The organism is Pedobacter sp. (assembly GCF_031119335.1).
Taxonomy (GTDB): domain Bacteria; phylum Bacteroidota; class Bacteroidia; order Sphingobacteriales; family Sphingobacteriaceae; genus Pedobacter.
Genome location: NZ_JAVHXT010000002.1, coordinates 128,532 through 137,531, shown reverse-complemented (window position 1 = coordinate 137,531; position 9,000 = coordinate 128,532). Strand labels below are relative to the sequence as shown.

Genomic DNA, 9,000 nt, shown 5'->3' with positions numbered 1-9,000 from the left:
TCGCAATTTTTACTATTATAAAAGGAGTAGACTATATATTACTTCCCTTGCTTATTGTAACTCATCATCCAGTTTACACCAAATTTATCGGTCAACATTCCGAAATAATCTCCCCAAAAGGTGTTCATTAGTGGCATAGTAATTTGCCCACCTGAACCTAAGAAATTAAAAATACGGTCTGCTTCTTCTTTGCTGTGTGCAGAAATAGAAACTGCAAAATTATTGCCTTGCTTAAAAGTTGGAGCCCAGTCGGCACCTACATCACTGCCCATTAACACAGAACTGCCAATGGGAAACGATACGTGCATCACTTTGTTTTTGTCGGTTTCTGGTACTTGGTAATCTTCGCTAGATGGCATTTCGCCGAAGCGGCCTAGGTAGGTAAATTCTCCACCAAATACTGATTTGTAAAAATTGAAGGCCTCTTCACAATTTCCGTTGAAATTTAGATAGGTGTTGGTTGTTGTCATAAGATTTAATTTTGGTTACCTTAAACTTATGAAAATAAAAACAGTAAAAGTGTTAGTAAAGATTTAAATTTCCATTAAACTATGACGGGGTTAAAGATGTAGGATGCTTCTGACTTGGTTAATTAGCCCCGATTGAAGCGAGCACGTTTGGCAAACCTATGTGTTTGCCAATAAGTAAAGCGGAAAGCGGGACGGCAAAAAAATAGCAGCACAAAACCTTGCGCTGCTACAAAAAATCTTATTATTAAGACGGTGCTTCCTTTGGTCGGTGTTATCACCATAAGTGTTCGGAAGAATTTTAAAGCATTTAATTCTTACATACCACAAATAGAAATAAGGGCTTTAAGGTTCAAATGATACAAAAAATCTTTGTGTTCCTTTGTGGTTAATTTTTAATCTTCCGAACACTTATGGTGTTATCACCGACCAAAACTTATCTATTTTTGTTGTTGGTGATAACACCAACAACGGGAGTTTTAACTTTTAAACGGTTACTTAAACTCACTTGTCGTATGGAAACTAATATCAGGATAATCACGTTTGGTCATTTCAATCATAAAATCATTGTCAGATAAATAAACTGGATTGCCCTCCTTGTCGGTTCCAATATGAGCCTGTTTACGTTTCACAAACTCATCCAATTTCTTCTTGTCATCTGAAGTTACCCAACGCGAACGGCTGTAGGTTAACGTACGGAAACGACATTTTGCGCCATATTCATGCTCTAAACGGAAGTTAATTACCTCGAATTGTAACTCGCCCACTGCACCAATTACCTTACGATTACCGGGTTGCATTACAAAAAGTTGCGCCACACCTTCGTCCGTTAATTGCTCAATTCCTTTTTCTAGCTGTTTGGTACGCATTGGGTCCATGTTCTCCACCTCTTTAAAAATAGCAGGCGAGAAACTCGGGATGCCCTTGAACTGCAATTTTTCGCCTTCTGTCAAAGTATCGCCAATTTTGAAGTTGCCGCTGTCGTACAAACCAACCACATCGCCAGGCCAAGCTTCCTCTACTAAACTTTTCTCGTTGGCCATAAAATCCATCGGGTTGGCAAACTTCATTTTCTTATCCTGACGGGTGTGATAGTAGAATTTATTACGCTCAAACTTGCCCGAACAGATACGCAAAAAGGCAATTCTGTCGCGGTGTTTAGGGTCTAAGTTGGCATGAATTTTAAATACAAAGCCGCTGAAGTTTTTCTCTTCTACCAATACATCACGCTCCTCTGCTTCGCGGTGTTTAGGGCTTGGCGCAATCTCAATAAAAGTATCTAAAAGCTCCTTAATACCAAAGTTATTAATGGCAGAACCGAAAAATACAGGTGCCAACAAGCCTTCTTTATATAGAGAAATATCTAAATCGCCATAAACGCCGTTTACCAATTCGGTTTCGTCTTTTAGCGTGCCAACTTCTTTTTCTTGCAAATAATCAAGTAGGGCAGCATCGTTCAAATCATTAACCTTTACTACCGAGTCGGTCACTTTAGTTTTATCTGAGTGGAAGAGGTTTAATTGGTTGTGATAAATACTGTAAACACCTTTAAAAGTATGTCCCTGCCCAATAGGCCAAGATTGTGGGCACAAGCTGATGTTCAGTTTCTCTTCAATTTCGTCTAACAAATCAAATGCTTCCTTACCCTCACGGTCCATCTTGTTGATGAAAATAATCACCGGAGTATTACGCATCCTACAAACCGACATCAGTTTTTCAGTCTGTTCCTCCACACCTTTCACACAATCTACCACTAAAACTACGCTATCCACTGCCGAAAGTGTACGGTAAGTATCTTCCGCAAAATCTTTGTGACCTGGCGTATCCAAAATGTTGATACGTTTGCCGCTGTACTCGAAACCCATTACCGATGTTGCTACCGAGATACCACGTTGGCGCTCAATTTCCATAAAATCAGAAGTATTGCTTTGGTTCGCCTTATTACGTTTTACGGCACCTGCGGTATTAATTGCGCCACCAAAAAGCAAAAACTTCTCAGTAAGGGTGGTTTTTCCCGCATCGGGGTGACTAATAATAGCAAATGTTTTTCTTTTCTCTATTTCTGGGTGCAGCATAAAATTTTGGGTTATGGCAATAGCGTAATCCAGGTTATAAAAACCTAAGAGCGTTGAAATCGAATAATATAACTACGCAATGCTTCATCGAGCGGCAAAGGTACACAAAAAGCGTGAGGGTAAAAAACGAGTGTAAATCTTTGTTTTTGAAACGAAATGTTTGGGATTCTTCGGCTCCGAAAGACCCGCTTTCAGTTCAATCTTTTTGTTGGTACTGCCGTTCATAACTGTCATGCTGAGCTTGTCGAAGCATCTAAAAATCACAAACAACCCTTCGACAAGCTCAGGGTGACACTAACAAAAAGTATTTCCCTTCAATCGGGTTTAATTAAAAACCTGTTGTACAGGTAAACTTTTGTGACCTTCCTCCAAGTCGCATAATTTAAGACTGACAATTTGAAGGTAAAAGTCTTTGCTACACTCGTTGGCGGGGACGCCAACAAGAGCGGTAGATGTGTTTACAATTCAACTTTGTGTTCTTTCCCGAAGTATCGGGATAAATTGTGACTATGTGGTTTAACAAAAATCTCAATCAATCTCGTATATTAGAGTTTAAAACCAACTCACTATGATTATTATTGGAATTATCGCTGTTGTATTATTGCTAATCGGTATTGGCATTTACAACTCTCTTATTGGTAAAAAGAACCAAGTAACCAACGCATTTTCTGCTATAGACGTAATGTTAAAAAAGCGTTACGATTTGATCCCAAATTTGGTAGAAACCATTAAGCAGTACATGCAATACGAAAGCGAAACGCTCACCAAAATTACACAGATGCGTACGCAAGCCGCTACTGGAAATATCAGCGATGCTGAAAAAGTACAGCTAGACCAACAATTAAGTACGGCCGTAAGAGGTGTAATGGTTAACGTAGAAAATTATCCAGATTTAAAGGCAAACACTAACTTTCTTAACCTGCAAAGTACTTGGACAGAAAGCGAAGAACAAATTGCTGCTGCCCGCAGAACGTATAACTCGGCGGTAACTACCTATAATAATGCGGTAATGATGTTTCCTAGCAGTATTTTTGCTGGTATGTTGGGTTATCAAACCATGCCGGTTTTAGAAACTCCAGCAGAAGAACGCAAGAATATTAGCGCAAAAGAACTATTCAATAGCTAATGCAATTACATGGTCAGCCAGAAATGGTTTCAGTTTTTAACGAACTGGAAACGTCACGACTGCACATTGCCAAGCAACATTCCAGAGCATATTGGAGCATGGGCATTGGTGCGGCATGTTTGCTTGGTGCTTTTCTATTCGGTCTAATAGAAGTTGGCGTGGTTTTGGTAATTGTCGGCTTAATTACTGGTTTTATCATGCTGGCATTGGTAGGAAGTAAAACGAGTGCTTACAAGCTCGATTTTAAACATAAGGTTATAGGTGCAGCATTGAAGCAATTAGATGATAGCCTGCAAATCGCTCCACAATCTGGCATAAGTCAACGAGATTTTATGGACAGTCGTTTGTTTTCTCAAACCCCCGATCGCTATAAAACGGAAGATTTGGTGCATGGCAAGATAGATAAAACGCAAATCCATTTTGCAGAAGTACACGCCGAATACAAAACTGAAACCCGTACCAAAAACGGAAAGCAAACGCATTGGCATGATATCTTTAAAGGCATCATTTTCTGTGCTGATTTTAACAAGCATTTTAGTAGTATCACTGTAGTAAAACCTAAAGGTTTTGGTGGTGCTTTTGGTAAGTGGTTTTCGCAAAATGTATTCGGAAATAAAAATATCGTTGAACTAGAGAATGTAGATTTCGATAAGACGTTCATCACCGAAAGTGGCGACCAAGTAGAAGCTCGTTATATTTTAACGCCATCGCTAATGGAAAAGTTATTGGAGCTGAACCAATATGCCAATTCTACTATTTCGATTTCTTTTATCTGGTCTAATGTGTACATCGCCTTTCCTTTAAATCACAATTATTTCGAGGCGCCAATTTTTAAATCGTTGCTTAATGCAGATGTTCTGGAAAAAGATTTGAATATGCTGCGTTTAATGCGCCATGTGGTAGAAGAACTGGATTTGAATACAAGGATTTGGACGAAGGAGTGATGGATTACAATACCAACAATCCTAATCTACTGCGATGCTCGAGCAGTTGGAAATTGCTAGAAAAAGAGTAGCAAGACAATATATTTTAGGATATAGCTTAATGTGTCTGGGTATGATTCTAACCGTGATATTTTTTAGTCTGCATCTTTTCGGAATAGGTCTCACGCTATTTTTCTTGTGTCCATTCGTTGGGTTTGTTATTTTGTTGTTGGTTGATGATAAGGAAAAACAATATAAGTTAGATTTTAAACAGAATGTTATCGCAAATATTGTTGAAGGTGATGACAGTAATTTGCAAATAGATCCAAATTCGGGAATCGGGCCTAGAGATTTTGTAGAAAGTTTTTTGTTTTCGAAAAAGCCTGACCTTTATAAAACTGAAGATTTGGTTTATGGGCAGATTGGAAAAACAACTGTTCATTTTGCTGAGGTAGGTGCTCAGTTCGTATATGAGGGAAATGCTAATCAAATTTTTAATGGCATACTTTTCTGTGCAAGTTTTAACAAACATTTTGGCGGACTTACTTTAGTGAGACCGAGACCGTATACAAATAGCTTAAGCAGATGGATAAATCAAAATCTGTTAACTAATAATAAAGTAGTAGATCTAGAAAATGCTGATTTCAATCGAATTTTTTTTACGCAGGCTAGCGACCAAGTAGAAGCTCGCTACATTTTAACGCCATCGCTCATGGAAAAGTTGTTAGAGCTGAACCAATATGCCAATTCTACTATTTCGATTTCTTTTATCTGGTCTAATGTGTACATCGCCTTTCCTTTAAATCACAATTATTTCGAGGCGCCAATTTTTAAATCGTTGCTTAATGCAGATGTTCTGGAAAAAGATTTGAATATGCTGCGTTTAATGCGCCATGTGGTAGAAGAACTGGATTTGAATACAAGGATTTGGACGAAGGACTAACTATTCCTGCCGTCATTGCTTACTTTTTGCTATTTTTAGACTTACGAAGTTTTTAAAACTTCGTAAGTCTCATCAGTACAAGCTTTGCGAAGCAATCTTAAAGTGGAATGATATTTTTGGATTTAAGAAGTTTTAAAACTGCGAAGCAGTCAGCTTAACAATTGAATAAAAATAAGTTAAACTTCGTAAGTTTTATTAAGTGCTCAGAACAGACTTTGGTTAAATAGACCCGATTGAAGCGGTTATTTTTTGAAGTGTCATTTCGACCGCAGGGAGAAATCTGTTTGTGATGAGTATTGTTCTTGAGATTTCTCCCTGCGGTCGAAATGACGGCAACAGAAGGCAAAAAATTAGAGCAAAAAGCGGGACTAGATTTGCCACGAAGAAAAGACTTTGCTCTTCTAAAAAGAAAAACCACTCGGTTGAAGTGGCTTCTCTAATTTTTTATTTATTTCTTGCTCTCGTTTTCTTTTAAATATCCTTGATAAGTAATAGACTGCTTTGCATTGCTATTTAAAGATAAACTAGCATAGCCACCTTCGCCAATATCGAAGGCTAAACGATAGCTTTCTTTTGTGTCATTGGGCTGTATGGTGATGTTCCAACCACGTTTTTTGCCTTTCTTTCCTTTGTAATCGAACTTTGTGGAAGTGAATTTTACACCGCCTTCATTTTGATTAATTGGTGCAGTAAATGACCTTCCAAAATAAGGTAAAAAGGCGATTACGCTATCTGGAGTAACTTTCACTTCGTAATACGTTTCGTTAAGTTGAATGGCGCCGCCTTGTATGTTTCCTGGCATTCGGCTCATTACTGCGTTAATGTCTTGCACATTTAAAGGTATTGCACTTCTAGCCACGAAGGTATAGGTCTTGGCCTCTACAATTTTAGCTGTTGTGACTTTATCTGTTTGGGCAAATGCACCCGCCGAAACGAAAACTAGTGCTGCCCATAATGTTTTTAACTTGTTCATGTGTCTTTTATTAATCAATTCACAGCTATGATGATAAAAACATTTGAAATCCATAAATGTTTCTTGGATTGCTTAAAGGATCTGTGTCAGGCTGAGCTTGTCGAAGCCTTTTGCCGATTTGTAGACCGACATTTCGACAAGCTCAATGTGACACACAAGGCCAATATTACCTCCAACTCTTATACTGATTAATCAAGCCGTTGGTAGATGAATCATGCGACGCTATTGGCGAATTGTCCTTTAATTCTGGTTGTATTTTTTGCGCCAGCTGCTTCCCTAATTCTACACCCCATTGGTCGAAACTGAAGATATTCCAAATAATGCCCTGAACAAAAATCTTGTGTTCGTAAACTGCAATTAGGCTTCCCAAGCTAAAAGGCGTAACTTTCTTTAACAAAATTGAGTTAGTTGGGCGATTGCCTTCAAAAACTTTAAACGGAGCTAGTTTGGCAATTTGATCGTGATTTTTTCCAGCTTTTGTTAATTCGGCTACCACTTCTTCTTCGTCTTTACCGTTCATTAAAGCTTCGGTTTGCGCAAAAAAGTTAGATAGCAGAATTGGATGATGTTCGCCAATTGGATTTAAACTTTGTGCTGGAGCAATAAAATCTGATGGAATTAATTTGGTGCCTTGGTGTATCAATTGGTAAAAAGCATGCTGACCATTAGTTCCAGGCTCGCCCCAAATTACTGGACCAGTTTCGTACATTACTATCTCGCCATTGCGATCTACATACTTTCCGTTGCTCTCCATATCGCCTTGTTGAAAATACGCCGCGAAACGATGTAAATATTGGTCGTAAGGTAAAATAGCCTGTGTTTCGGCACCAAAGAAGTTGATATACCAAACACCCAACATTGCTAAAATTACTGGAACGTTTTGCTCAAAAGGTGTTTCAGCAAAATGCTTGTCGGTAGCGTGGGCGCCGGCCAATAATTGCTTGAAATTATCGAAGCCAATGCCTAATGAAATCGATAAACCAATAGCGCTCCACAACGAGTAGCGACCACCAACCCAATCCCAAAATTCGAACATATTTTCTGTGTCGATACCAAAAGCGGCAACATCTTTCGCATTGGTAGAAAGTGCAGCGAAGTGTTTTGCAATATCAGCTTCTGTAGCACCTTGTTCTAAAAACCAACTTCTGGCTGTGTTGGCATTGCTCATGGTTTCTTGCGTAGTAAATGTTTTAGAGGCTACCAAAAACAAAGTAGTTTCTGGGTTTACTGCTTTTAAAGTTTCGGCAATGTGCGTGCCGTCTACGTTAGAAACAAAGTGTAAATTCAGCCTTGTTTTGTAATGCTTTAACGCTTCGGTAACCATCACTGGCCCTAAATCAGAACCGCCAATGCCTATGTTTACCACATCAGTAATTTCTTTGCCAGTGTAGCCTTTCCACTCGCCAGAAATAATTGCATTGCTGAATTTCTCCATCTTTGCCAAAACAGCATTTACATCAGGCATTACATCTTTTCCATCCACTAAAATTGGCGTGTTGCTTTGGTTACGCAAAGCGATGTGCAATACTTCCCTACCTTCCGTTTCGTTGATTTTTTCGCCGCTGTACATCGCTTTGATAGCTTCGTCCAGCTTACATTCTTTGGCCAACTGCGTTAGTAAAGCCATTGTTTCGTCGTTAATTCTGTTCTTCGAATAGTCAAAAAGGATATCCTCAAACAAAATTGAAAACTTACTAAAACGCTCTGGATCTGCTGCAAAAAGCGATTTAATATCTGTTTGGTTGATATTGATATAATGGTCGGCTAAGTATTGATAGGCCTTTGTAGTCGTAAAATTAATTTTTGGCAACATAATGTGATGTTTTAGTATTTCCGTAAAAATACAAATCTGTATTTAAATGATGATTAATAAGGCCACAGATGCACAGATATTTTTTGTTGAATTATAGTTGGTTTTAAAATCTGTGTATCTGTGGCCAAAAAAAACTATCTTGTGTTAAAATTAATTATACCTATGTTAGAAAATTTAGTACAATTAGTAAGAGAAAATGCACAAGAGGCCATTGTAAACAATTCGGCTGTGCCAAATGAGCAAAATGATAATGCTATTCAGGCTGCTTCGAGCTCAATTTTTGATACCTTAAAAGAACAATTGGCTTCTGGAAACGTATCGCAAATTGCGGAAATCTTTAACCAAGGTCAAGCAAATGAAGCTAATCCAGTAGTGCAACAAGCAACTTCTAGTTTAACAGATAAGTTGGCGGCTTTTGGCATTAATGCAGAAACTGCGAAGTCTATTGGTGCTTCTTTAATTCCTGTAATTTTAGGCAAATTGGCTAATAAAACTAACGACCCTAATGATAGCTCATTTAACATTCAAGATGTGTTGGGCAAAATTGCTGGCGGTGCCGATGGTAAATTCGATTTATCCGACGTTATTGGAATGTTTAATGGTGGACAAAACCAAGCCAATGGCGAGCAAGCTGGCGGTGGAGTGTTAGATAAATTAAAAGGATTATTTAACTAATCGAA

General features: G+C 38.4%; 8 protein-coding genes. 4 read left to right on the top strand and 4 right to left on the bottom strand.

All coding sequences use genetic code 11. The features are described 5' to 3' along the window. Positions 1-38 precede the first annotated feature (38 nt). Together REI64_RS02800 and REI64_RS02795 are read right to left on the bottom strand one after the other, a co-directional pair. Positions 39-470, bottom strand: coding sequence for a VOC family protein (locus REI64_RS02800; protein ID WP_308848570.1), 432 nt, complete (start codon positions 468-470; stop codon positions 39-41). A gap of 491 nt (positions 471-961) precedes the next feature. Continuing rightward, positions 962-2,542 (bottom strand): peptide chain release factor 3, encoded by a 1,581-nt coding sequence (locus tag REI64_RS02795; protein WP_308848569.1) that lies wholly within the window; start codon positions 2,540-2,542, stop codon positions 962-964. Between the two features lie 568 nt (positions 2,543-3,110). Here REI64_RS02795 and REI64_RS02790 point away from each other — a divergent pair. The 3 genes from REI64_RS02790 to REI64_RS02780 are packed head-to-tail and all read left to right on the top strand — an operon-like array spanning position 3,111 to position 5,534. Next, the gene (locus REI64_RS02790) at positions 3,111-3,668 is read left to right on the top strand and encodes a LemA family protein (RefSeq protein ID WP_308848568.1); all 558 of its coding nucleotides are present in this window, start codon (positions 3,111-3,113) and stop codon (positions 3,666-3,668) included. Beyond that, a complete protein-coding gene (locus REI64_RS02785; RefSeq protein WP_308848567.1) occupies positions 3,668-4,612 on the top strand; it encodes a DUF3137 domain-containing protein in 945 nt (314 codons plus the stop codon). The genes REI64_RS02790 and REI64_RS02785 overlap by 1 nt, the downstream gene beginning before the upstream one ends. Positions 4,613-4,646: 34 nt before the next feature. Further along, the gene (locus tag REI64_RS02780; RefSeq protein ID WP_308848566.1) at positions 4,647-5,534 is read left to right on the top strand and encodes a DUF3137 domain-containing protein; all 888 of its coding nucleotides are present in this window, start codon (positions 4,647-4,649) and stop codon (positions 5,532-5,534) included. Positions 5,535-5,982: 448 nt separating this feature from the next. Here the strand turns inward: REI64_RS02780 and REI64_RS02775 are convergent, their stop codons facing one another. Both REI64_RS02775 and pgi read right to left on the bottom strand, forming a co-directional pair. Next, positions 5,983-6,507 (bottom strand): DUF4251 domain-containing protein, encoded by a 525-nt coding sequence (locus REI64_RS02775; RefSeq protein WP_308848565.1) that lies wholly within the window; start codon positions 6,505-6,507, stop codon positions 5,983-5,985. 166 nt (positions 6,508-6,673) lie between these two features. Next, complete coding sequence (gene pgi, locus REI64_RS02770) at positions 6,674-8,320, bottom strand: glucose-6-phosphate isomerase (protein ID WP_308848564.1); 1,647 nt, start codon at positions 8,318-8,320, stop codon at positions 6,674-6,676. A 162-nt stretch (positions 8,321-8,482) separates the two neighbouring features. On the opposite strand from pgi, the gene REI64_RS02765 reads away from it, so the two are divergent. Further along, complete coding sequence (locus REI64_RS02765) at positions 8,483-8,995, top strand: hypothetical protein (RefSeq protein WP_308848563.1); 513 nt, start codon at positions 8,483-8,485, stop codon at positions 8,993-8,995. Positions 8,996-9,000: the final 5 nt, after the last annotated feature.

Bases quoted from the DNA above. Each gene is read 5' to 3' on its own strand.
- REI64_RS02800 (WP_308848570.1), bottom strand. From the start codon at position 470: ATGACAACAACCAACACCTATCTAAATTTCAACGGAAATTGTGAAGAG.
- REI64_RS02795 (WP_308848569.1), bottom strand. From the start codon at position 2,542: ATGCTGCACCCAGAAATAGAGAAAAGAAAAACATTTGCTATTATTAGT.
- REI64_RS02790 (WP_308848568.1), top strand. From the start codon at position 3,111: ATGATTATTATTGGAATTATCGCTGTTGTATTATTGCTAATCGGTATT.
- REI64_RS02785 (WP_308848567.1), top strand. From the start codon at position 3,668: ATGCAATTACATGGTCAGCCAGAAATGGTTTCAGTTTTTAACGAACTG.
- REI64_RS02780 (WP_308848566.1), top strand. From the start codon at position 4,647: ATGCTCGAGCAGTTGGAAATTGCTAGAAAAAGAGTAGCAAGACAATAT.
- REI64_RS02775 (WP_308848565.1), bottom strand. From the start codon at position 6,507: ATGAACAAGTTAAAAACATTATGGGCAGCACTAGTTTTCGTTTCGGCG.
- pgi (WP_308848564.1), bottom strand. From the start codon at position 8,320: ATGTTGCCAAAAATTAATTTTACGACTACAAAGGCCTATCAATACTTA.
- REI64_RS02765 (WP_308848563.1), top strand. From the start codon at position 8,483: ATGTTAGAAAATTTAGTACAATTAGTAAGAGAAAATGCACAAGAGGCC.